Origin of the sequence: Streptomyces sp. NPDC013157 (assembly GCF_042899865.1) — a bacterium.
Classification (GTDB): domain Bacteria; phylum Actinomycetota; class Actinomycetes; order Streptomycetales; family Streptomycetaceae; genus Streptomyces.
In genome coordinates this window covers 606,598-629,316 of record NZ_JBIBAK010000003.1, presented here as the reverse complement: position 1 = coordinate 629,316, position 22,719 = coordinate 606,598, and the positions used below count along the sequence as shown (strand labels likewise).

17 protein-coding genes and 2 pseudogenes are annotated in these 22,719 nt (G+C 69.0%); 4 read left to right on the top strand and 15 right to left on the bottom strand.

What is annotated here, in order from left to right:
* Nucleotides 1-151 precede the first annotated feature (151 nt).
* Both ACFY6U_RS12990 and ACFY6U_RS12985 read right to left on the bottom strand, forming a co-directional pair.
* Nucleotides 152-1,705, bottom strand: a complete 1,554-nt coding sequence (locus tag ACFY6U_RS12990; RefSeq protein ID WP_390037470.1) for a streptophobe family protein — start codon at nucleotides 1,703-1,705, stop codon at nucleotides 152-154.
* A gap of 388 nt (nucleotides 1,706-2,093) precedes the next feature.
* Entirely contained in the window at nucleotides 2,094-3,125 is a 1,032-nt protein-coding gene (locus tag ACFY6U_RS12985) for an AraC family transcriptional regulator (RefSeq protein ID WP_390037468.1), read from the bottom strand.
* Nucleotides 3,126-3,539: 414 nt separating this feature from the next.
* Here ACFY6U_RS12985 and ACFY6U_RS12980 point away from each other — a divergent pair, with 414 nt between their 5' ends.
* The 3 genes and pseudogenes from ACFY6U_RS12980 to ACFY6U_RS12970 all read left to right on the top strand — a co-directional run.
* Nucleotides 3,540-4,421: a dioxygenase gene (locus ACFY6U_RS12980; RefSeq protein WP_390037466.1), complete on the top strand. Its 882-nt coding sequence runs from the start codon at nucleotides 3,540-3,542 to the stop codon at nucleotides 4,419-4,421.
* Nucleotides 4,421-5,509 carry a maleylacetate reductase gene (locus ACFY6U_RS12975; protein ID WP_390037464.1) on the top strand — a complete coding sequence of 363 codons (1,089 nt, stop codon included), beginning with the start codon at nucleotides 4,421-4,423 and terminating at the stop codon, nucleotides 5,507-5,509. Before ACFY6U_RS12980 ends, ACFY6U_RS12975 begins: the two co-directional genes overlap by 1 nt.
* Nucleotides 5,510-5,570: 61 nt before the next feature.
* Nucleotides 5,571-5,678 (top strand): annotated as a pseudogene (locus ACFY6U_RS12970) (type II toxin-antitoxin system prevent-host-death family antitoxin); the annotation flags it as partial.
* 112 nt (nucleotides 5,679-5,790) lie between these two features.
* Here the strand turns inward: ACFY6U_RS12970 and ACFY6U_RS12965 are convergent.
* The 6 genes from ACFY6U_RS12965 to ACFY6U_RS12940 all read right to left on the bottom strand — a co-directional run bounded on the left by ACFY6U_RS12965 (nucleotide 5,791) and on the right by ACFY6U_RS12940 (nucleotide 12,723).
* A complete protein-coding gene (locus tag ACFY6U_RS12965) occupies nucleotides 5,791-6,369 on the bottom strand; it encodes an NADPH-dependent FMN reductase (protein ID WP_390037462.1) in 579 nt (192 codons plus the stop codon).
* A 141-nt stretch (nucleotides 6,370-6,510) separates the two neighbouring features.
* Nucleotides 6,511-7,353 carry a flavin reductase family protein gene (locus ACFY6U_RS12960; RefSeq protein ID WP_390037460.1) on the bottom strand — a complete coding sequence of 281 codons (843 nt, stop codon included), beginning with the start codon at nucleotides 7,351-7,353 and terminating at the stop codon, nucleotides 6,511-6,513.
* Between the two features lie 200 nt (nucleotides 7,354-7,553).
* The gene (locus ACFY6U_RS12955) at nucleotides 7,554-9,329 is read right to left on the bottom strand and encodes an FAD-dependent monooxygenase (protein WP_390037458.1); all 1,776 of its coding nucleotides are present in this window, start codon (nucleotides 9,327-9,329) and stop codon (nucleotides 7,554-7,556) included.
* Nucleotides 9,330-9,403: 74 nt separating this feature from the next.
* The gene (locus ACFY6U_RS12950; RefSeq protein ID WP_390037456.1) at nucleotides 9,404-10,606 is read right to left on the bottom strand and encodes an acyl-CoA dehydrogenase family protein; all 1,203 of its coding nucleotides are present in this window, start codon (nucleotides 10,604-10,606) and stop codon (nucleotides 9,404-9,406) included.
* 106 nt (nucleotides 10,607-10,712) lie between these two features.
* Nucleotides 10,713-11,747, bottom strand: coding sequence for an AraC family transcriptional regulator (locus ACFY6U_RS12945; protein WP_390037454.1), 1,035 nt, complete (start codon nucleotides 11,745-11,747; stop codon nucleotides 10,713-10,715).
* Between the two features lie 598 nt (nucleotides 11,748-12,345).
* The gene (locus tag ACFY6U_RS12940) at nucleotides 12,346-12,723 is read right to left on the bottom strand and encodes a hypothetical protein (RefSeq protein WP_390037452.1); all 378 of its coding nucleotides are present in this window, start codon (nucleotides 12,721-12,723) and stop codon (nucleotides 12,346-12,348) included.
* A 712-nt stretch (nucleotides 12,724-13,435) separates the two neighbouring features.
* Between ACFY6U_RS12940 and ACFY6U_RS12935 the strand changes: the two genes are divergently transcribed.
* A complete protein-coding gene (locus ACFY6U_RS12935; protein ID WP_390037450.1) occupies nucleotides 13,436-15,535 on the top strand; it encodes a SpoIIE family protein phosphatase in 2,100 nt (699 codons plus the stop codon).
* A gap of 122 nt (nucleotides 15,536-15,657) precedes the next feature.
* On the opposite strand, the pseudogene ACFY6U_RS12930 reads toward ACFY6U_RS12935, so the two are convergent.
* From ACFY6U_RS12930 to ACFY6U_RS12900, 7 genes and pseudogenes are all read right to left on the bottom strand, one after another.
* Nucleotides 15,658-15,819, bottom strand: a pseudogene (locus ACFY6U_RS12930) (IS110 family transposase); the annotation flags it as partial.
* 335 nt (nucleotides 15,820-16,154) lie between these two features.
* Complete coding sequence (locus tag ACFY6U_RS12925; protein WP_390037448.1) at nucleotides 16,155-17,396, bottom strand: cytochrome P450; 1,242 nt, start codon at nucleotides 17,394-17,396, stop codon at nucleotides 16,155-16,157.
* Nucleotides 17,393-18,376, bottom strand: a complete 984-nt coding sequence (locus ACFY6U_RS12920) for an amidohydrolase family protein (RefSeq protein WP_390037446.1) — start codon at nucleotides 18,374-18,376, stop codon at nucleotides 17,393-17,395. The genes ACFY6U_RS12925 and ACFY6U_RS12920 overlap by 4 nt, the downstream gene beginning before the upstream one ends.
* Nucleotides 18,373-19,260, bottom strand: coding sequence for an NAD(P)-dependent oxidoreductase (locus ACFY6U_RS12915; protein WP_390037444.1), 888 nt, complete (start codon nucleotides 19,258-19,260; stop codon nucleotides 18,373-18,375). The genes ACFY6U_RS12920 and ACFY6U_RS12915 overlap by 4 nt, the downstream gene beginning before the upstream one ends.
* Nucleotides 19,257-19,595, bottom strand: coding sequence for an antibiotic biosynthesis monooxygenase (locus ACFY6U_RS12910; protein ID WP_123972261.1), 339 nt, complete (start codon nucleotides 19,593-19,595; stop codon nucleotides 19,257-19,259). Before ACFY6U_RS12910 ends, ACFY6U_RS12915 begins: the two co-directional genes overlap by 4 nt.
* 241 nt (nucleotides 19,596-19,836) lie before the next feature.
* The gene (locus tag ACFY6U_RS12905) at nucleotides 19,837-21,075 is read right to left on the bottom strand and encodes an Ig-like domain-containing protein (protein WP_390037442.1); all 1,239 of its coding nucleotides are present in this window, start codon (nucleotides 21,073-21,075) and stop codon (nucleotides 19,837-19,839) included.
* Between the two features lie 598 nt (nucleotides 21,076-21,673).
* Nucleotides 21,674-22,603: an NAD(P)H-binding protein gene (locus ACFY6U_RS12900; protein WP_390037440.1), complete on the bottom strand. Its 930-nt coding sequence runs from the start codon at nucleotides 22,601-22,603 to the stop codon at nucleotides 21,674-21,676.
* Between the last annotated feature and the right edge of the window lie 116 nt (nucleotides 22,604-22,719).

Genomic DNA, 22,719 nt, shown 5'->3' with positions numbered 1-22,719 from the left:
AGGCGACCGGGAAACGCTCCCGGCCCCGCCGGACACGCGGACACGGCAGAAGGCACGCACCCCGCGGCGGGCGGGATCCTGCCCGGCAGGATACGGAAGCGGGCTGTCATCACCACGTAAGGCCCCCTGGCACCACACGTAAGGCCCCCTGTCATCGCGGCCCACGGAAACCGCGCACCGCCGACAGCAGGCTCCCGGCGAACCCGGCCAGGCCCCCGACGAGCAGCCCGAACACAACCGTCCGCAGCACGCTGCCGCTCAGCTCGGCCTCCATTCCCCCCATCTGGCTGCCGAACATGCTGACGCCGAAGTTCCCGGACGCCCCCACCAGCCAGGCCGCCAGGCCCAGGACGACCGCCGTGACGACACCGAACCGCTCGGCCATGGCGAGGTGCCCGGACAGCGGGCCCCGATAGGGAAGCAAGGGGCGGCCCCGGCCGGGGTGCGTGGCCCGGGCCGCCCGGTAGGCGCAGGCGAGCAGGATCAGGCAGGTCACCGCGAGGGCCGCGAGCCACAGCGGCCATCCGCCCGCCGACAGGGACCTCAGGTGCTCGGTACGGTCGGGCTGCTGACCACCGCCCATCCCACCCGCACCACCCATGCCGCCCATGAGAGCGGCGAGCGGGTTGCTGCCGCCGTCGCTCTGCACCGGGTGCACCGCGGCCGTCCACGAGGAACCGACGCCGAGCGTCAGGAACACCGCCAGGGCGTTCGGGGCGACCAGCAGGACGGCACCCGCCGCCGAGCCGGCCCGGCCACCGGCCACCGCCCCGACGACTGTCAGGGCCACCAGCGGAACGGCTGCCAGCACGAGGGTGGTGCGGACGACGGCCGAGAGGCTCGGGCCCCAGCCGGCGCGCAGCCCGTCCAGCGCACCGCCCACCGGAAGCCGCACCCGGCGGCTGATCAGGCAACCCGCACCGAGTACGACGGCCACCCACAGCACCGCGCCAAGGCCCGCCGACCCCGCGCTCACGTGGTACGACAACGCCGGCTGTGCCCCCGTACCGCCACCGCCGATGAGGTCCCCCAGGCCACCACCGCTCCCACCGCCCATGAGATCACCCAGGCCACCACCGCCACCGAATCCCCCGGCAGACCCGTCGCCGCCGGCTCCTCCCATCCCGGTCATCGCCGACGCGGGCATGCTGGCCGATCCTCCTGCCAGGCCGGCCACGATCATGAAGGTCACCAGCGCCGTGGATCCCGCTCCGGCCACCCGAACGGCCAGTTCACCGGCGGTGAACCGCCGCTGCTGCCCCTGACGCAGCCGCCGGGAGAACGCGATCCACAGGACGAGGGCGCCGACCAGCGTGACGCCGAGCGGTACGGCATCGACCGCGCCGCTCATCGACGGTCCCATGCCGCCGCCACCGCCGAACAGGGACGCCAGGCCGCCCATCGACCCGGTGTCCGCGGAGACATCCGAACCCGCGCTCACCGAGCCGCCGACGGCCATGGCGGTCAGGGCCATCGAAAGCGACCACAGCGATCCGAACGATCCCGCGTCCAACAAGGCCAGCGCCAGCGCGGACACGGCCGCCATGGCGGCCACTGCGCAGAGCGCGGCCGCCGCGCCTTCCAGAGCGTTCTGCCACGGGCCGATCAACCGGACCGGCACGGTGCGGTGTGGGGGCCGCGGATCCGTACCGGGCGAGGGGCTGGGACCAGGCATGGTCCGGGGGCGGGGCGTGATGGCAGCCATGGGGGAAACACTCCGCTTCGCTCGCGGGGGGAACACGCGGCGCCGAGCGGGGGACCACGGCGCCGCGTGCGAGGGGACCCGCACACACTGGCGGTTCCGGGTACGACGTTCCCGAGAGGTTCTGGGAGGTTTCTGAGAGCCGGTGAGAGAGCGACGCAGGTAACGCAGCGCCCACGACCGACGTGCCGCCCGTTTCTCAGAAAGTTCCCAGAGTTCTCCTCCGCAGCCGCGTGGGGATCCCTCGGGTGAGCGCGGTGGCCGACTGAGCGCTCCGCTGGAAGTGCCGCGATGTGCCGTCTGCCGACTGCGGCGCCGTCGTGGCTGGTCGCGCAGTTCCCCGCGCCCCTTCGGGGCGCTGCCGAACCGCACCGGACTTCGCCGGACCCGCTTAGGTCGGCATCCGCTCGCCGCTGAACCCGCGGTTCCCCCGCTCGCCGAGGTCCCGACCGCCGGACCCTGCCAGTGTCTGGGAGGGCGCGGCACCGAAGCGCCGGCGATAGGCGGCGGAGAACCGGCTCAGGTGGGTGAAGCCCCACCGCCCGGCCGCTTCGGTGACTCCGGTGGCACCCGTGAGAAGGTCGGCGTGAACACGGTCCAGGCGGACGTTACGCAGGTACGTCAGCGGGGTCACCCCGAGGTGCTCCCTGAATCCTTCCTGGAGACGTCGGGCACTGACGCCTGCCGCCCGGGCCAGGTCCCCGATGGTGAACGGGGTCTCGGGGTGGGCCTCGATCAGGTCGACGGCCTTGCGTACCGTCCGCGGGTAGGCGGGAGGCTGCGGACGCAGCAGCGCTTCCGTGTAGTTGTGCGTCTGGGCCAGCAACAGGCCGCTGACGAGGAGGCGCTCGAAGTGCTGCTGGACCGGGCGTCGGCCGATGAGCCCGCCGGTGCTGTCGGACTCCGCAAGCAACAGGTCCAGGGTGCTGCGCCAGCTACGCCCCGGCGCGGATGTCAGATCGAAGTCGAACGCGAATTCCAGTGGAGCCTGCAGCGTGCGGCCCAGGAGAGCCTCGAGTTCGGCTTCGACGAGACTTCGGTCGATCTTGATTCCCAGGTGTTGCTCGCCGTGGTCGCAGCTCAGCAGCCGGTGCTGCTGTGTCGGTGTGAAGACCATCGCGTCTCCGGCGGTGGCCACCATCTCCTGGCGTCCGGTGGCCGCTTCGATGGCCCCTCGCAGGACGACGTTGACGTGGTAGTGCGACGGCGTTCGCCCGGGATCGACGCGTGTGCGCTGGCCGAAGGTCATCAGGCCGACGGTGATGTGCTCGGTGCGTGTGCCGCGGAGTTCGCCGCCGGGGCCCTCGGGGCCCGACAGCGGAGTGACCTCGGCCGGGTAGAACAGGTCGTTGAGGCGTTCGCGGAAGTCCTCGAAGCCCGAGTCGCGGCACAGCACGTGGCTCGCCAAGAGGGAGCGGCCCATGCGCCATTGTTATCCGCGCCCAGCCTGCGCAACAAGGGCCGATCCACGGGTTCCCGCAGATCACGCCAGGTCATCGGACTGGTGCGAGCCTCGTCACACAGGCGGTGGACGCGAGGTCTTCCTGAGCCCTCCCGGCCGCTCCCCGGACCGGCCGTCCGGAACGCGTCGCGCGATTCGGGCGGCGGTCGCGCTTTGCGGATATCGCCCCCGGCCACGGCTCCCTAGCGTTTCCCTCAGCCCGTTCGCCCGGCACCGCCCGGCGTGCGGAGAAGCGTTTGCCTCGCATCCTGGCCTCCGCACCTTCGGCGCTTGGCAGGACGGTTCGCCCGTGCGGACGCTCGTCGGCGAACGGCAGCAGACGCACATCGGGGCCGCGACCCCGGTCGAGGAACGCGCCACCACTGGAGGTATGTCATGCCCGGAACCGGCGAGGCGACGAAGGCCATCACGGCCGCCGCCGTGGACAGTTTCCGTGACACCCCGGACCGGCGCCTGCGTGAACTGCTCCAAGGGCTCGTCCGCCATCTGCACGGTTACGTCCGTGAGCTGCGCCCCACGATCCAGGAGTGGGAGTACGCGGTGGACTACCTCACGGCCGTCGGGCAGAAATGCGATCCCACCCGCCAGGAGTTCATCCTGCTCTCCGACGTGCTGGGTGTCTCCATGCTGGTCGAGACGGTGAACGAGCAGGGCGGCGGCACCGAGAGCACGGTCCTGGGGCCTTTCCACGTCGTGGAGTCCCCCAAGCGCGAGAGCGGCGACAACATCGACCTCATGGGCACCGGAACACCCTGTGTCGTCTCGCTCCGCGTCACATCGGCGGACGGCGGCCCACTGGCCGGAGCGAGCGTCGATGTCTGGCAGTGCACCGAGGACGGCTTCTACGACGTGCAGCAGCCCGACGTCCAGCCGCTGGGCAACGGACGCGGACTGTTCAGGACCGACGACGAAGGCCGCGTGTGGTTCCGCACGGTCGTGCCGAGCCACTACCCCATTCCGACCGACGGCCCGGTGGGAGTGCTGCTCGGCGCCACCGGGCGACACCCCTACCGCCCGGCGCACATCCACTTCATCGTCGAGGCCGACGGTCACCGAACGCTGACGACCCACATCTTCGTCGCCGACGGCCCCTACCTGGACTCGGACGCCGTCTTCGCCGTGAAGGAGAGCCTGGTCGTCGACTTTCCACAGGTCGACGACGAGGAGAAGGCCCTCGAGTACCGGGTCACCGCTCCGTTCCGCCTGGCCGAGTTCGACATCACCGTCGACCCCGAGACGGACAAGGACGCCCGGTGATGAACACCCCGCTCGACTTCAGCTACCAGGCGCTCCCGATGCGCGTGGTGCTGCGCACCGGCGCACTCGACCGGCTCGCCGACGAGATCGACCACGCCGGTCTCAAGCGGGTCATGGTCCTGTGCTCACCCGGACAGCGGGAGCTCGCCGCGACCGTCGCCGGCCTCATCGGCCCGCGCGCTGTGGACATCCACCCCCACGCCCGGATGCACGTGCCCGCCGAGTCGGCGGCCGAGGCCCAACGACGTGCGAATGAGGTGAACGCGGACGGCTGCGTCGCCGTCGGCGGCGGTTCGGCGATCGGCCTCGGGAAGATCGTCGCCCTGCGGTACGGCCTGCCGGTCATCGCCGTCCCGACGACGTACGCCGGCTCCGAGATGACGCCCGTGTGGGGTCTGACGGAGAACGGCGTCAAGCGCACCGGCCGCGATCCACGCGTCCTGCCGGTCTCGGTGCTGTACGACCCCGCGCTCACCGTGAACCTGCCCGCCGCCGTCTCCGTGGCCAGCGGCATCAATGCGATCGCGCACGCGGTCGAGGCCCTGTACGCGCCGGACGCCTCCCCGGTCATCGACCTGATGGCCGAGGAAGGTGTACGGGCGCTGGCCGCCGCGCTCCCGGGCGTCGTCGCCGACGGCGCCGACCTCGACACCCGCGCCCGTGCCCAGTACGGCGCCTGGCTGTGCGGTGCCTGCCTCGGGGCCACCACCATGTCCCTGCACCACAAGCTCTGCCACGCCCTCGGCGGCACCCTCGACCTGCCCCACGCCGCCACCCACACCGTGGTCCTCCCGCACGCCCTCGCCTACAACCAGGTCGCGGCACCCAAGGCGGTGGCCGCGCTGGGCCGCGCTCTGGGCACCTCCGCCGACCCGGCCACGTACCTGTGGGATCTCGCGGGCCGGCTCGGCGCCCCGAGGTCCCTGCGCGAACTCGGCATGGCCGAGGACGACATCGACCGGATCGTCCAGGTCGCGCTGGCCAACCCCTACGCCAACCCCCGCGTGGTGACCGCGGAAGGCCTCGGCGGACTCCTGCGTGCCGCCTGGGCCGGAGGGCCCCCGGCGAGCGGCACGCCGAACGCGTAGGTGCTCAACCGTCGGATGCCGACTCCTTCGGTTCACAGGTGGCTGTTGGAAGGGTCGGCCCATGTCGATCACCGCGAGCCAAGCCCGCAAGGCGCTCTTTCCGCTGATCAAGACGGTCAACGACGATCACGAGGCCATCGCGATCGTCTCGAACCAGGCAGGGCGGGTCAGCATGGACAGCGGCTGCCTCGTGTGGTGTCCGCGGGGCGGAAGCCGACGACCTGGTTGCCTCCGGAGCGTGTTCGTGGCCGGACCTCCCGCGTGCCACCCTGCCCTCGGCGTTACGAGGCCGCAGGCGTGCGCAGCGGGCGCAGGGCCTCGGTGACCCGGACGAGTTCGTCGAGCACCGCTGTCGCGGAGCCGGTCATGACCTCGTTCGGCACCAGGCCCTCCTCCTCGTCGAGGAACTGGTGCACGAAGGGAATCGCCACCGACTCGACGACCGGTGTCATCTTCAGGGTGGTCACCACCTGCTTGATCATCTGCGCGGCTCGGGTGCCCGCGGAGACACCTCCGTAGCTGACCAGGCCGACCGGCTTGTACTGCCACTCGCGGTGCAGGTAGTCGATGGCGTTCTTCAGTTCGGCGTTGTAGCCGAAGTTGTACTCGGGCATCACGAACACGAAGGCGTCCGCCTCCGCGACCTTGGCGCTCCAGTCACGGGTGTGCTGGTGGGTGTACTGGCCCAGGCGCGGGTGGTGCGGTTCGTTCATGAACGGCAGGTTCACCTCGGCCAGGTCGACCAACTCGATCTCGTCGAACCCGCCGTGCTCCTTGGCATGGGTCTCGAACCACTCACCGATGGTGAGGCCGATCCGGCCCGGCCTCGTGCTCGCGATAATGATCTCCAGCTTTGTCACGGGAAGCTCTCCGCTCCTTCGGTAAAGGGTGTGGGCGTGACGGTCTCGGAGCGCGCGGCCGAACATTTCCAGTTGCGCGGTCCAGAGATCCGCCGCCTTCGGCTCCGGCTGGATGGCCGGGGGATTCGGGATGCGACCGCGCTACTGCGTGCCCGACACCAACTGGGACTGCTCGCTCAACTGATGCCAAGTCCGGTTGTGATAAACCAGTGGCCGCGACGCGTCGCCCCGGGCGGCGGCGTCCGCCGGCGCGTAGTACGCGTGGGTGGCGTTGACGACGACGAGGATCGAAGCTCCCGCTGCGAAGGTGGCGGCGACGCTGCCACGGATGCGTACCGGGGCAGCGACGAAGTACGGCTCGCCGGTCGCCAGCCGGGCCCAGGCACCGGTGTCCGCGAAGCGGTCCGCTCCGCTCGTCGCACAGAGCCGGGCCAGGCCGACCTGACCGGCCCTGAGCAGGTGCACCACCACGGACGACGACTCCAGGATCGTCGGCGTCGCCGAAGAGAGGGCCGCCACCGAGAAGACGAGGAGCGGTGGCGTCGCGCTCACCGATATCACCGACGTCGCGGTCAAGGCGACCGGGCCCCGGCCGGCGTCAGCGGTCACGACCGCGACCCCGCCCGCGTGGTTGCGGAACGCCTCGCGGAAAGCGTCGGCCGACAACCCCGGCTCCAGAGAGGCATCGTCGATCAACGCAACGTGCTCCCGTGTCTGATCGCGATCAGTTGTTTCTGACATCGGCGGGTCTCCAGTCGGCATCGACGAAACAGTGTGTTTGTTCAGGGCCCTGACGGGGCGGCAGAATCCATCGCCCCTGCTCCGACGCCGATCCGCGCCTTGTTCGTCCTGTGGAACATCGGGCAGGTAACTGCACTCGCCGAAGTTCGGCAGCGTGTTCGTCGTGCCGCGGTACCCCGTCCTGTGGTTCAGCCCGGCGAAGACCACGTCGTTGCGCTCGCGGAACCGCGCCGTCGGCTCCACCAGGTATGTGCGTTACGAGTGAGATGCCCTTCACCTCGGGTGGCCCGCCCGAGGTGAAAGGCATCTGGGCGACCAGCGCCCGTCACAGCGGCCCCCGACCATGTGGCGGGCATAGGCGGTGGCCTCGTCCGGCTGGTTCAACGGCCCTGCAACCGATGCCACTGGCGCAGGCGAGTCACCGGACCGGGCCGTTGGTTCTCTCAGTCGTTGGCAGGAGGCGTCCCCAGCACGGAGGCGAGGACGCCACGGAGCGTCTCCACCGGGTCGTCGACCGAGTCACGGGAGCGCCACGCCACATGGCGGTCCGGGCGGACCAGGAGGCAGCCGTCGTCGTCGAACTCCCGGATCCTGGTCCACTCCCCGAGCACGTCGTCGTACTCGGCGCGCATTCCGATCGTCCGCGCTTCGATGGTGAGACCGGTTTCGCGCGAGACGGCCGCCGCGGCCTCGGTCCAGGCCGCTCCGTCGACGCCGGTGAGCACGGTGAACCGTCCGTGCCCGACGAGGTCGAGGGTCGAGATGTACTCGGTGCCGTGCTGGAGCCAGACGTGGGGCAGGTGGGCGCCGGGATGCGTCGTCGGGTGATAGTGGAGCTCGGGGTCTCGCGTGTAATCGGGGAACGGTGTGCCGTCGTCGGCGACGGCGGTGGACGTGTACCGCTGCCCCAGCTCCACGCCGTGGGCGTTCAGCTGGTAATTGACCAGCTGCACCGCGTCCAGCAGTTTGGCTCGGCGGGCCGCCCCGGCTTCGCCCGGGGCGAAGAGCTCGTCGACGATCGCCCAGCCCTGCTCGGGGGTCTGCCCGTAAGCCAGGCCGATCGTCTCGCTCAACGGCTGGAGCTGGGCGAGGCTCTTGATCGCCCGGTCGATCACCTGGCGTCCCACGGGCTTGCGCTCGTCGTGGTAGCTGTCGAGCAGCTCCTCACCGGCGTCTCCGCGCAGCACGAGGGCCAGTTTCCAGGCCAGGTTGTAGGAGTCCTGGATCGAGGTGTTGCTGCCGAGTCCGTTGGACGGCGGATGACGGTGCGCCGCGTCGCCGGCCAGGAAGACCCGGCCTTTGCGGTACCGCTCGGCCACCACATGGTTGACCTGCCACTGCCCGATGTGCTTGATCTTGAACTCGACGTCGGGATCCCCGATGCCGGCCCGGACGATCTCGGCGACCGCCTCGTCCGAGGTGTCGGCGGGCAGCAGGTCGTGCATCAGGAACAGGGCCATCCACTCCGTGTGGGGCACGATGGTGGTCCACGGGCTCCACAGCACGTTGGTGCCGGGGGGCGAGACCCAGAACAGGGCGCCGGGACGGTGCTTGGCGAAACGGCTCAGGTCCGCCTCGATCCACACCGTGAAGGCAGAGCCGATACCGGCCTCGCCCTCCATGGCGAAGTCGAGAACGCGAGCGACGGTGCTGTTCCCGCCGTCGGCACCGATCACGTAGCGGGCTTCGACGGTGTATTCCGCACCATCGTCGCGGCGCCGCAGAGTGCCCCGCACCCGCTCGTCGTCCTGCTTGATGTCGATGAGTTCCGTGTTGAACCGGATGTCGGCCTTGCGTTCCCGCGCCGCGGCCAGGATCACGGGTTCCAGTACGTTCTGGGGCGCGTTGCACATGTCGCACGGGCTCGCCGCCGCGTACTCACTGCGGCGGTCCAGGCCTTCGCCCCAGGTCATCATGCGTGCCAGTTCGACGCCCGCGAACGAGGTCGCCCACACGTTGGTGCCCATGAGGGCGGCGGGCATGGCGATCTCGCGGACCCGGTCCTCGATGCCCAGGTCGCGCAGCACCTCCACGGTCCGCTGGTTGGTGATGTGAGCGCGAGGGGTGGGTGCGGTCGACGGGTACTTGGTCACCGTGATCGCGTCGACGCCGTACTCGGCCAGAAACGCGGCCGCGGTCAGTCCCGCGGGTCCGGCGCCGACGACCAGAACGTCCGTGTGGACGACGTCGCCCGCTTGCGGCACCTGCTTCATCGCCATCCTTTCATCGCTCCTCATTGAGCACCGCCGACGTGGGCGGGTGGATAGTCCGCATCAGAGTCGGGAAGTTCTGTTCAGAAGACGGCGATGGGCTCGAGGCCCAGAAGTGCCCGGGCGTAGGTTTCGGCTCCGATGCCGGGGTTCAAGATGGCGTGCCGCGCGCCTGTTTCGAAGTCCCGCCATACCTGGTTGGCCGGATTCACGGTCGCGAAACTTCCGGCGCCGCCGATGCTCATGGACAGCGTCACGGCTTCGCGGAGACTCTGCAGTGCGACCGCGATGTCCATGCGGACCCTGCCCCGGGTCACGTCGTCGGGCGGCTCTGTTCCCACCGACCGATCCACGTCGTCAGCGGCACGGAGGACGTGCAGAAACGCGGTGTCCAACCTCGACACGGCAGTCGCGTAGTTGAGCTGGTAACTGGGTGATTCCGCTGCCTTCTGATAAAGGGATCCGACCACCGGGCGTCCCTTGTCGATGGCTTCCCTGGCCAGGTCGACAGCGGCCTGACCGGCTCCGAGCAACGGTCCCATGAGTCCCAGGATCATCGCGATCTGTACGGACCCCGGGATTTCCCGTGCCTCCGGATGCTCGGACCTCGAGCCCCCGGACACGATCCTGTCGAATTCGATGATGCGGTGGTCGGGGACGAACACGTCCGTACCGACTGCCGTGTTGCTTCCGGTGCCACGCATTCCCGCGATGTGCCAGGTGTCCTCGATGGTGAGATCCGTGTAGGGAACGAGGCCGAACCTGACGCCCGCCAGGCTGCCGTCCTCGGCGAACATCGGGAACGGCGTCATCGTCCAGTCGGCGTGCAGACAACCGGAGTTGAACGGCCATTTCCCGTTGACCACGTAGCCGCCGTCGACCCTCACCGCCGTGCTGCCCATGAAGTTGGACGTGCCGGCGACGGCCGCGTCCGGGTTGTCCCCCCAGATCTCCTCTTGCGCGCGGTCGGTGTTCAACGACGCCGCGAGGTTGGTGACCGCGTAGATCATCGTGACCCAGGAGGCGGCCGCGTCGCCCCGCCCGAGTTCGGCGAGTACCTGGAGGGTGGTCCGCATGCCTGCCTGATGGCCGCCCCACCGCCTGGGCGTGCCGAGCCGGAACATACCCGCGTCGCGCAGCGCGGCAACGGCGGTATCGGTGATGTTGCGCTGCTCGTCCCCGACGGCAGCCTCCTTGCGGAGCAGTTCACGCAGGTCCGTCGCCCTCGCGACGAGGTCGGCGTCGGTGGCCGTGCGGCCGGCTGGCTGGCTGAGTGTCTCGGGCATCGGAAGCTCCTGTCCGCGTTGACAGTCGATTGCGTCAGTCTCAGCGGGCTGCCGATGCTGTGCGATCCGGATTCCGAAGCGGACGATCCGGGATGCGAAAGTTTGGTCAGAACGGGGCCGACCGGCTACGACGGCGGGTCTGCGACGGAGGCTCGCCGTACCGCTCGCGGTAGGCGCCGGCGAAGCGCCCCAGGTGTGTGAATCCCCAGCGTGTGCAGAGATCGCCGACCGGTCCCGCATCGTTCAGGAGATCGCGATGCACCCTTTCGAGACGAACGTTCTGCAGGTACTTCATCGGGGACATCCCGAGCTGAGCGTGGAACCCCTGCTGCAGGCGGCGCCCGCTCACCCCCGCCACCTCCGCGAGCCGCGTCAGCGTCCAGGACAGTTCCGGGGCATCTTCAATGGCTTCGACGGCACGCTTGACCGACGACCAGCGCGCCGGCGCCTGCCTGCTCCACACGTCGCCCGAGTAGTCGTGCGACTGTGCGCGCAGGAGCGTGCTGATGACCAACCGCTCCAACTGCTCGCGATGATGTTTCGAGGTGCGGGAGAGGCTGTCCGGTGTCGCGAGGTCCTGCAGCAGCAGACCGAGCACGGAGAGCCAGCTCTGGCCCGCGGGCGTGGTGAGCTCCAGCCCTATTCCGAGCCGCACGGGCGGTCGGACCGGCCGGCCGATCATCGCTGCCAGCTCGCTCTCCAGCGCGTCCTGCCGGATCTTGATGCAGAGGACTTCGGCCCCCGCGCTCCAGCGCGGCATGAACGCGGGGTTGTCGGTTGTCACCACGGAGGCGAGGCCGGGACCCACCGTGACATCGCGAGAGCCGAAGTGGCACAGCAGTTGACCGGTGATCGGCACGGTGACGTGGTACGCGTGAATCGGGTCGATCACGATCCGCACCTCGGTTCCGAACTGGACGGAGCAGAGCGTCAGATGCGTCAGTTCAACGGCCCGGACGACTGACGGCTCCGGCTCGGCGCCGGGACTCAGCAATTCGCAACTGCCGGGGCAGGCGAGGACGTCGTCGAGCGTTTTGGTGACCACGGCGAGCTCGGTGTCCCGGCACAGCTCGAACGCTGACAGCGTGTCGGCGCCGAGGCGGTCAGGCGCCGTGGCGGCTTTCCGGCCGACGTCGTTCACGAGTGTCATCATTTGCCTCTTTTGCGTGTAAATAGAGACTCTTGCGATGAGAGATGTCCGAGTCATTCGTGTCGTCGGATCAGCGCCGGTGGGGGAGCACTGTATCCGCGACGTCAGTTGCCGGGCACGCAGCGGAAGTCCGTAGAGCCGATGGTCGCGCGACAGGCTGAGGGAGGCAACCCACAGGCCCTGATGAACATCACTCCAGCCCGCGCGGAACCCAAACCGTGGGGCACGTCAACCTGTCACCCAAACCTGCAGCAGACGCGATCCGTCGTGCGTCGAAGGTCGCGGTGAGCAGGCGCAATACACCTTCCGGTTCGGCCCGCCCGAAGGCGATCGACGGATCCTCGAGGTACGCGCCGCGATGGAGCCCATGCCACTCGTTGGCCAGCCGAACGCCAATGCTCACTACTGCGGTATTCACGACCGGCGATGCCGTGACTTGAGCAGTGAGGCCGCTCAGCGTCGCACGTTCCGTCGTCCCATCAGCAGCTCGCAGGACATGTCTGCACGGTGAGTCGGCTCGCCCGTATCATCGGCCGCCAGTATGTACTCGATCTTCTCGTCGATGCCCCTTCCGGTGCCAGCGACGCTGTCAGCCGTACATGGATCCTCGGAACCGCGTCAGCAGTATCAATTGCCATGCACAAGAAGTTCGGCGGCACCGACGCGCATGGTCCCTGTCGGCTCCTGCCTCAGGGAAATCAACATCCACCTCCAGCCGCAATGTCGGCTCCCCGGCTTGCAAATCGCCTGCGGATTGATCGACGGACACGTGGGAATCCGCAAAGCGAATCTTGCGCTGAGCTTCAAACGGGCTGAATAGCCGCGACAACGCCTCAGGAATAGCGGTCTTGCCTGCGTCGTTCGGGCCAAGGGCGCATGTCGGGTTATCGAGATCGATTTCCGTCGAGTTCGACCCAACGGGCTGGAAATTGCTCAGTCGCAACGTCGCAATCTTCGCCGGCTCCACTCCCCGTTAATCCATACCTGCCATTCAATGCAAATGTGACCACCTGTACCATGTGCTGAGCAAGGCAACCCTTGTGTACTTGGGTGCATGATCCGGAGGGTGCCCAGGCCAACCGGGAGGTAACACGGAGTAGCATTGGTCACGCTGTGTTGCTGTCCCGTCGGCTGCGGCACGGTGAGCCCGGCTACGCCGCTTGGGCCAGGTCGCCGTTCGCCCCGAAGGCGACGACGTGGATCCCGCCGAGTTGTGCGGTGAACACGGCAGCGGCTACTGGCCCGGACGCACCGCGGGTCGGTGAGCTTGGTCCAGGCGTCGTTGACCGGACGACTGACCGATGCGGCACGAGCCGCGGCGGGGGCGGTCTTCCGTGCGCATGCACAGGCGATGCTCGACGTGCCGGTGGTGACGTCTCCCGGGGGCGAGGGTGAGCGACTGCTGGGTGCGCTGCGAGCCCGAACCGTCTGTGCTTGCTCACCCGATCGTTTGCGTAGGTCGCCGTCTGTTCCGGTAAGACAGGCATGGCGGCTTTCTCGGTGGCGCTTACCATTTATCTGTGTACGGGTGGACTTCTTCGTGAGCAGGAGCCGAGGTGACCCCTGAGGATGCTGGCCCGGATAACCGCGCAGAGGAGCAGCCTCAGCCGGTGGCGTCCGGCTGCCCGGCGATATGGGACGAAGGGGTGCGGCGCGAGGGAGCGTCGGGCAAGGAGACCATGGAGACGCTGACCCTCGTGCTTCAGCAGGCGACGGTGTGCCTTGGTGGCCTGGGAGCCTTGATGCACCGGTGGGTTCCCTCTGCCGGTCGGCTGCGCCTGGTGTCGCTCAGCGGGCTCACCCCACTGAGCGCCGAAGCGTGGGCAGATCTGCACGCTGAGCAGGACGTGGCACCCGTGCGGGCCATGCGGGGTGGCGACTTCGTCTGGGTGGGCGGGGACAGCCTGGGCGTCGGGGCGGCGGGCACGGCGGCAGTGCCACTCCTGGGGGCCGATGGGCCGGTCGGAGTGCTGTCTGTCCTCACCGCTGATGTACCGGGTGAGGTTCAACGGTCCTTCCTGCGTGCGGTGGCGGGGTGGGCTGCTGGGCGCCTGGGCGGCGGACCAGGCATACCGGCGGGCCCGGGGCCAGTGGCCGGAGCCGAGCGCTCCGTCCGCATGGGGGAGCTGACCGCCGCGCTGGCCGAGGCTGTCACCTCACAGGACGTAGCGGAGGTGTTTGCGAAGCATGTCCTGGCTCCGTTCGGAGCCGACGGGCTGATGTTCACGGTGCTGGAGGGCGGGCGAGTCCATGTGGTCGCCAGCATCGGCTACCCACAGGAATTCCTCGAAGCGGTCAGGGACACTCCGGTCTCCGCCAGTGCCCCGGCGCTCGACGTAGTGCGCACCCGTGTTCCCCGGTTCGTCGAATCAGGTACGGAGTTCTTGCAGCGATATCCGACGATGAGGGACTTGTGGGAGCTGGCACCGAAGGAGGCCTGGGCGTTCCTGCCCCTGATGGTGTCCGGACGCGTCTTGGGTGTGTGCGCGGTGTCCTTCGGCCATCCACGTTCCTTCGGGGACGAGGATCGCACCTTGCTGACGGCTCTCGGTGGTCTGGTCGGCCAGGCGCTGGAGCGGGCCCGGCTGTACGACGTGGAGCACGCCCGTTCCCAGGAACTGCAGCGCGGTCTGCTGCCCAGGATGCTGCCTCGCCTGCCTGCCACCAGCGCCGCCGCCCGCTACCTGCCCGCAGGAAGGGACGAAGATGTGGGCGGTGACTGGTATGACGTGATTCCACTGTCCGCCGACCGGGTCGCCCTGGTGATCGGCGACGTCATGGGGCATGGCATCACCGAAGCGGCCATCATGGGCCGTCTGCGCACCGCCGTACGCACCCTCGCCGACCTCGAAATGCCTCCTGACGAGCTTTTCATCCATCTCAATGACCTCGTCAGCGACCTCGGCGAGGACAGCTACGCCACCTGCCTGTATGCCGTTTTCGACCCCGTCGCAGGTAGGTGCACCTACTCCCTGGCCGGTCACCCCCCGCCCGTCGTCGTCCACCCCGATGGCACCGTCCACATCCCCGACGTGAGTCCGGACCCGCCGCTGGGAGCCGCTGAACCGCCGTTCGACACTCACCGGCTGGACCTGCCCGACGAGAGCCTTATCGTCCTGTGCACCGACGGCCTCGTCGAATCGCCCACCCGGGATGTTGATCAGGGGCTGGCTCAGCTCCGGCAGATCGTGTCGCAGGCCGCTGCCCACACCGCGTACTTCGACCCCGCCGGCGAGGACAGCGACGTTCGGCACTTGGAAGATCTGTGCGACACCGTCGTCTCGGCTCTGCTGCCCGACCCTGGGCAGACAAATGACGACGCCGGCCTGCTCATCGTCCACACCCGGTGCACCGCTGCAGGTGATGTCGCCTCCTGCAGCTTCCCCGAGGGCCCTCAGGCGGCCGGGCTGGCCCGAGCGTATGTTCGGGAGCGCCTCGACGTGTGGGGCTTGGAGGAGCTTGTGCCCGCCACGGAGCTGTTGGTGAGCGAGCTGGTCGGTAACGTCGTTCGGCACGCCAAGGGCCCCATCCGCCTGCGCCTGATACGCAGCCACTCACTGACCTGCGAGGTTTACGACGGCAGCCTCACGACCCCGCGCATGCGCCGTGCCACCTACACGGACGAAGGCGGACGTGGCTTGCAACTCGTCGCAGCCCTGTCCCAGCGCTGGGGTGCCCGGTATCTCGATGACGGCAAGTGCATCTGGACAGAGCAGGACATCCCGCGCGGGGATGCCTCTGGTGAGCCTGGGCTGGTGCATGCCGCTTCAGCGGTGTGACCGGAGGCCCGAGTTCCTGTATGGAGCGTTGGGCAGGCGGCCTCCCGGATCGCCTGCGATGAGAGGCAGCCCCCGACGACGGCGAATGAGGTCACGATGCCAGCCTTGCCACAGCCGGCCTTCGTGATCCGGCCGTGGTGGGCGGGTGTCCCGCCGGACTGGCGCACCCGCGGGTTCAGGCCGAGGTAGGACACGAGCTTGTCCGCGGTGGCGAAGCGGTGGAAGTCCCCGACCGCAGCCGGCACGGTGACCGCGGTCATCGCGTCCACCCCGGGGATGGTCATCAGATGCCGCACGACCGGGTCGTCCAATGCCTCGGCGGCCAACCGCCGTTCCACCGCGGCGAGTTCGGCAACGTAGAAGTCGAGCTGGCGCAACAGGGCGCCCACAGCCTGCCACTTGTCGGCCGGCAGCGTCTGATGCTCCAGCCAGGCCCGGCCGCGGGTGCCGAAGAGATCGGTCACCGGCTGCAGCGGCAGCATGTTGCGGTGCAGCACCGCCTGGACCTGGTTCTTCACCCGGATCCGGCCGCGCACCAGTTGCGCCCGGTGCGCCGACAGGCGCCGCAGCATCCTGATCCGCTCGTCCGGCAGCCAGGGGTCCGGCAGGAGTGCGTCGGTCACCCGACGGGATCGAGCACGACCGGAAGCTCCGCGAGGCCGCGGAAGGCCGGGAAGGGAACCTCCAGCCACCGCGTCTCGGCGCGGGGGTCGGCCAGAGCCATCCTCGGGAAACGGTCGAACAGGATGGTCAGGGCCAGCTGCATCTCCAGCCGGGCCAGCGGGGCTCCCAGGCAGTAGTGACTGCCGTGCCCGAACCCAAGATGCGCATCCTGAGCATTGCCCGGACGCATCACGTTCAACTCGTCCGGGGCGTCGAACTTCAGCGGATCGCGGTTGGCCGAACTGATCGCGACCTGGACCAGGGCGCCCTTGGGAATCCGGGTCCCGCTGTACTCCACATCCTCGGTCGCGTAACGGAACGTCGCGCTCTCCACGGAGCCGTCGTAGCGCACCAGTTCCTCGACCGCGGCACGCATCAGCTCCCCGTTCTCCCGCACGGCGCGCAGCTGTTCGGGATGGGACAGGAGGTGATGCACGGCGTTGCCGATCAGGTACGCGGTCGTCTTGTGACCCGCGAACATCAGCAGGAACGCCGTGGAGACCAGCTCGCTCTCGGTCAGTCCGCCGTCGTCGTCCCGGACCGCGGTGAGCGCGCTCAGGAGATCGTCACCCGGACGCCTCCGCTTGGCGGCGATGAGATCCGAGAAGTACGCGTGCAGATCCTCCTCCGCCTGCTGCCGGACCCGCTTGGCCTCCTCGCTGAAGCCGCTCTGAGCCACCGTGGAGGACAGGTTCTGCATCCGCGACCGCTCCTGGGGCGGTACACCGAGCAGATCGCAGGTCACGATGACCGGTAGCGGGAACGCGAAGACCGGCAACAGGTCGAAGGGCTCCCGGGTCGGGCACTCGTCGAGCAGGCCCCGGACGATGTCCTGGATCTTCGGCCGCAGAGCCTCCACCCGCCGTGGGGTGAAGGCGGAGTTGACCAGCCTGCGCAGCCGCGTGTGCTTGGGCCCGTCGGAGTTGAGCATGTTGTCGTCCAGCGCGACGGACGAATCACCGAAGATCCTCCGGTAGGCGTCCATGGCCCCGTACATGTCCTTGCTCAACCGCGGATCCGCCAGGGCGGCCCGCGCGTCCTCGTACCGGGTGATCAGGTACGTCTCGTTGCCGTGCGGCGGTCTCATGGGGCAGACCGGGGCCGCGTCCCGGAGCTTGGCGTAGACCGTGTGAGGGTCCCGCCGGAACTCCGGGGCGCAGCGTTCGGCCGCGGTGACGGCCTCTTGCGTGGTGGTCACGGACGACTCCTGAGGTCGAAGAGGGCCTCGGCGTTGCCACCGAGGACGAGCTGCTGCGACGCCCGGTCGACCGGCAGCTTCTCGATCATGCGGATCTGCTCCTCCAGCGGCACGGCCAACGGTGGTGAGTCGGTACCGAACAACATCCGCTCGGGCCCCAGCACCTCCGCGTTCAGGCTCAGATGCGCCGGACTGCACGGGCTCGTGTCGACGTACATGCGCTGCAGCGCAGCGGCCGGGTCGACGGCCGGTGCCTGGGCCGCCGACGGGGCCGAGGCAGCCTCGGGCCGGCCGGCGGGCGGCGCGCCCCCGGCCCAGTGCCGGGGGCGCGCCGCCGTCTGCAGGCGCTCCGGCAGCAGCGCCATCGCGCCGCCGCCGGTCGCACCGATCAGCCGTAGATCCGGGTACTTGTCCAGCCACCCCGCGAAGGCGATCATGGCCATGCCCATGGTGACGTCGCCGAACCGGCCGATCTGCTCGACGAAGCCGATCTCGTCGACCCGTTCCGTGCCGACCGGTTCAGCGGGGGCGTGTACCAGGACGGGTACGCCCGCCTCCGCGGCCAGCGCGAAGAAGGAGTCGGCGCGCGGGGAGCCGAGCAGCTCCCCGTGGACGCTGGACGTGGTGATCAGGCCGACGAAGGCCGGGTCCTCCAGGGTCTCCCGCACCCCGTCGAGATGATCGTCGTCACCGAACGGGTTGGCGTACACATAGCCGCGCAACCGGTCGGGGAACCTGGCGATCAGCCCCGACATCCAGGCGTGGAAACTGCGCAGCCGGTCTCGTGGTTGCGCGTAGTTGTCCACGCCCGGTACCCGCGCCATCGCTCCGGCGCCGACGGGGCTGCCGATGATGGTGAGGTCGATGCCGGCCTCGGCGCGAGCGGCGAGCATGCCGTCGACGTCGGTCAGGCTCGGGGGCATGGGGAAGCGTTTGGCCGCCTCCGGCGGGGAGAGATGCCCGTGGATGTCGATGATCACGTGTCGCTACCCGGTTTCGGTGTGAGTGCGCGGGTGACCGCGGCACAGTCCTGGTCGCCCAGTCCCTGCTCGGTGGCATTGACGTGGGTCTCCGCCGCGGCGGTCGCCAGCGGCAGACTCAGGCCGACTGCCGCCGCCTGCTTGGTAGCGAGCATGAGGTCTTTCGCCATCAGCCGCAGCCGGAAGTCCGGCTCTTCGAAGCGGCCGGAACCCAGGCGCCTCGACTTGAACGCCATGACCGGAGAGGCGAAACCGCTGCCCGCTATGGTCTTGAGGACCAACTGCCGGTCGAGGCCGCAGGCGGTCGCCAGTTCGGTGACCTCGGCCAGGGCCTGCACCTCGATGCCCATCAGGAGGTTGAGGCACAGTTTCATCCGCATGCCGGAACCGAGTGCGCCCAGATGGACGACCTCCTTGCCCAGCGCCTCCAGCAGCGGGCGGCAGGCGTCGAACGCCGGCTCCTCGCCTCCGACGAAGAGCCGGAGCTCGCCGTCACGGGCGTGGTCGCGGTTGCCGAGCATGCCCACGTCCACGACCGAGGGGATGTCCCCGGCGATCTGGATGACCTCGTCGGGGGAGACGGTGCTGGCGCAGATGAGGACCCCGGGGTAGGGGCCCTTGGACAGAACGCCGTCGGGTCCGCGCAGCACGGAGCCGAGGGCTTCGCCGTCGGCGACGACGCAGATGGCAGCGCTCGTGCCCTCGACGGCGTCGGCCGGGTGTGCGGCGACGAAGGCGCCTGCCTCGGCAAGCGGTTCGGCCCGCTCCGCGGTACGGTTCCAGACCCGGACCGGTATTCCCCGGTCGAGGAGACGGGTGGCCAGGCCGGTGCCCATCGTGCCGAGCCCGAGTACGGCGACGGGGCCGTTGGCGGTGCGCGTCATGACGTCACCCCCTTGGTCTCCTTGACGACCCGGAACCGCAGCGACTGCGTCGAGTCGACCCACTCGCGCAGCGGAGCCACCAGTGCGCGGTGCTCCGCGCTCTGCTGCCAGGCGAAGAAGTGCTCGGCCGTCTGCCACTCGCTGGTGATGACCCACTGCCGGGAGTCGTCCACGGGTGCTCCCAGCCTCTCGACGATGTGGCCGGGGGTCCGGGCGACGGACTTGCGGAGCTGGTCGTACAGATCCAGGAATCCCTGCTCGCCGCCCTCGATCACTCGGACCGTGAAGACGACGCTCAGCTTGTCGGCCGGCCGGCCGTTGTTCCTCGTGCCCATGTCTCCTCCTGAGGGTGAGATCCGGCAGGACACGACTCCAACGGCCTCATGTCCCCCGTGCGGACGCAACTCCGAATGGGGGACGGGCCAGTGGGGACAAGGGGATAACGGACCGTGATTACTCTTTCCGGGTGAGTGACGAGGCGCTGTGTGCCGCCGGCCGCCGGGCGCGGACGGCCGCGCTCGACAATGGCTGGACTTGTGGGGAAGCGCTTGTTCCCACGCGTGGAGTGAAGCGGTGTCAGCCGGTCGCGCTGCCCGAGACCCATTCCGTCCACGGCATGTTCCAGTCGCTGAGGCCGTTGTCCGGGGCCAGGGCGGTCTTGTCCGCGGAGTTCTTGACGATCACGACGTCACCGATCATCGAGTTGTCGAAGAACCATGCGGCGGGCTGCTTGCCGTCGCCGCCGCCCTTGACGTCCTTGAGACCCACGCAGCCGTGGCTGGTGTTGACCTTGCCGAAGATCGAGTCGGCACCCCAGTAGTTGCCGTGGATGAACGTGCCCGAGGCGGTCAGGCGCATGGCGTGCGGTACGTCGTCGATGTCGTACGCGGGCTTGCCGTCCTTCATGAGGCCGACGGTCGCACCGTTCATGTGGGTCTGCCCGAACTTCTCGGAGATGACCATCCGACCGTTGTACGTCGGGTGCTCGGGGCTGCCGGACGAGATCGGGATGGTCTTGATCGTCTTGCCGTCCCGTGCGACGGTCATCTGCTTGGTCCTGGCGTCCACGGTGCTGATCTGGCTCCGGCCGATGGTGAACGTGACCGTCTTCTGGACGCCGTGGCGGGTGAGCTTGACGGTGACGGTGGAGCCGGGCTTCCAGTAGCTCTCGGGGCGGAAGTCCAGGCGGGCGTCGTTGAGCCAGTGACCGACGACCTGCTGCCCGCTGCTGGAGCTGACCTGGATCTCCGACTCCACGGCGGCCCTGTCGCCGATCGCCTTGTCGAAGCTGACCGTCACCGGCATGCCCACGCCGACGGTCGAGCCGTCCTCGGGGGAGAGGTGCCCGACGAAGTCGTTGGCCGGGGAGACCGTGGTGATCGTGGCGTTCCCGGTGGCGGAGCGGCCCTTGGCGTCCTCGGCCTCTGCGGCGACCTGGTACCTGGTGGCCCGCTCCAGCGGGCCGTTCGGCTTCCAGGACGTGCCGTCCGCGGACAGGGTGCCCGGAATCTCGGTACCGGTCGCGACGGCTGTCATGGTCACCTTGGTGAGCTTCCCGTCGCTGACGGTGACCTTGACGGGGCCGTTGATTCCGACGCCGTAGGCGCCCTGCCCGGGCGTGATCCTGATTCGGGCGTCGGAAGCGTCCTGGGCGGCCGCCCGATCTGCCTGTGCCTGCGGTTTCGGGTGAGTCCCGGTGTCGTTGCCGCTGGTGGCAGCGTTGCTGGTGCCGCCGAGGGCCGTGAGCGCGAGTATGCCGCCCAGTACGCCGGCCGTAGCCGTCAGCCCGGTGGTTCGCTTACGTACCGTGATCAAACGCTTCTCCCGTGACGCCGGTCGTTGAATCCCTGGAGCTGGTTACCGGCAGAGTGCAACCAGCTTTGAAGAACTACTTTTATGGATTCATGCGCCCTGAAGATAGGAATTGTGGCGAATTCCACGCGTTGCGAGAGCGTTGCCGGAGCGTTTGCGGCATCCCCGCGCCGGCTGATCCCCAGCACGAACCGGGCCGGGTCGAACCGGCCGCCGTGACACCCTCCTCCAAGATGCCGCCCACCCTGTCCCCGGCGCCGTCGCCTGGCGGTGCGGTGCGCGACGGAGCCGGCGTGAGCCGAGGCGAGTGGTCTCGTCAGGACCGGTGATCGGTGATCGGTGCGGGCAGTGGGTGCGGCGGGCGACTGTTCGCGATGCCCTGACGGGGCCGACGGCCCGACGGGCGTCGCAGAACGGTTACGCCGTCCCGTACGACATCTCCGGACGCCCCCCTCGGTCGGCAAGCCGACCGGTTCGCGGGCGGAGAGGCTGTCCGTCGACTCCGCAATGAGCCGGTACGTGGCGGTCTCGTTTGCCTGTCGCGGCGGCGGCGACCGGGCCGTCCCTCCGAAGACTCTGTACACCGCACGACGACGCGAGTTCAGAGGCTGAAGAGGCTGGGGTTCTCACGGACGTAGTCGGCCACCCCCGACGGAGGCCGCCCGGTGACCTGCTCGACGCCGTCCGCCTTGCGGTCGTACCGGTCCTCCGCGTGAAGGCGGGCCATGGTGGAGATGTGCTGGAAGGTGTGCTCCGGCAGTCCCAGCGGTCTGAGACAGTCGTCGATCCATTCCTGCAGTGGGACGTCGGCGTAACCGACCGGTCGTCCCAGGGCTGCGGAAACCTCTGCCGCCATGGCGGCGACGTCCTGCGAGCGAGGGCCGGTCAGCTCGTAGGTTCGGCCGATGTGCGGGGCCGGATCGGCCAGGATCTCCTCCACGACCGCGGCGACGTCCCTGGCCGCCACCGGGGAGGTTCTCGCCCGGCCGAACGGCAGTCTGATGATTCCGTTCTTCGCGATCGAGGCGAAGCCCACCCGGAACAGCGGGTTTTCCATGAACACGGTGGGCCTGACCTCGACGACGGGCAGGCCGGACCAGCCGAGGACCTGCTCCACCAGCCAGTGCTGCCGCTGCTGCACGGACTCGGAGGTGCTGGTGAGGTCCATCTCGGAGACAGTGAGCTGCGACATGTTCACGAAGACTTCCAAGCGGCCGTACTCGCGTGCGACGGCCGCTGCCGTCACGGCAGCCTCCAGATACTGCGCCGACACACCCATGCCGAAGTACACACGTCCACAGCCGGCCAGGGCGTCGGCGACGTCGCCGGTGCGCGTCAGGTCTCCGACGACGACCTCGCAGCCCGTCGCGCGCAGCGTCTCCGCCCGTTCGTCCTCGCGATGCACCATGGCCCGGACGGGCAGGCCCCGTTGCCGAAGGCTTTCGGCCACGGATCGTCCGACGGCACCGATGCTGCCCGCCGCGCCCGTCACCAGTATGGGCAGCACACTGGCTTGCGGGACGCCGTCCATACCAGCAGCCTGCGGTGCACCCTGCCGGAGCGCAACCGGAGCCCGACGAGCCGGGGGCGACAGCAGGCGGAAGCCGGAGCAGACACGATCGCCAGCCCCCGCTCGCCCTCCTGGTA

Coding starts and splice junctions, on each gene's coding strand:
- ACFY6U_RS12950 (WP_390037456.1), bottom strand. CDS start 10,606: ATGCCCGAGACACTCAGCCAGCCAGCCGGCCGCACGGCCACCGACGCC.
- ACFY6U_RS12980 (WP_390037466.1), top strand. CDS start 3,540: ATGCCCGGAACCGGCGAGGCGACGAAGGCCATCACGGCCGCCGCCGTG.
- ACFY6U_RS12910 (WP_123972261.1), bottom strand. CDS start 19,595: ATGGGCACGAGGAACAACGGCCGGCCGGCCGACAAGCTGAGCGTCGTC.
- ACFY6U_RS12955 (WP_390037458.1), bottom strand. CDS start 9,329: ATGGCGATGAAGCAGGTGCCGCAAGCGGGCGACGTCGTCCACACGGAC.
- ACFY6U_RS12900 (WP_390037440.1), bottom strand. CDS start 22,603: ATGGACGGCGTCCCGCAAGCCAGTGTGCTGCCCATACTGGTGACGGGC.
- ACFY6U_RS12935 (WP_390037450.1), top strand. CDS start 13,436: ATGGAGACGCTGACCCTCGTGCTTCAGCAGGCGACGGTGTGCCTTGGT.
- ACFY6U_RS12915 (WP_390037444.1), bottom strand. CDS start 19,260: ATGACGCGCACCGCCAACGGCCCCGTCGCCGTACTCGGGCTCGGCACG.
- ACFY6U_RS12990 (WP_390037470.1), bottom strand. CDS start 1,705: ATGGCTGCCATCACGCCCCGCCCCCGGACCATGCCTGGTCCCAGCCCC.
- ACFY6U_RS12975 (WP_390037464.1), top strand. CDS start 4,421: ATGAACACCCCGCTCGACTTCAGCTACCAGGCGCTCCCGATGCGCGTG.
- ACFY6U_RS12985 (WP_390037468.1), bottom strand. CDS start 3,125: ATGGGCCGCTCCCTCTTGGCGAGCCACGTGCTGTGCCGCGACTCGGGC.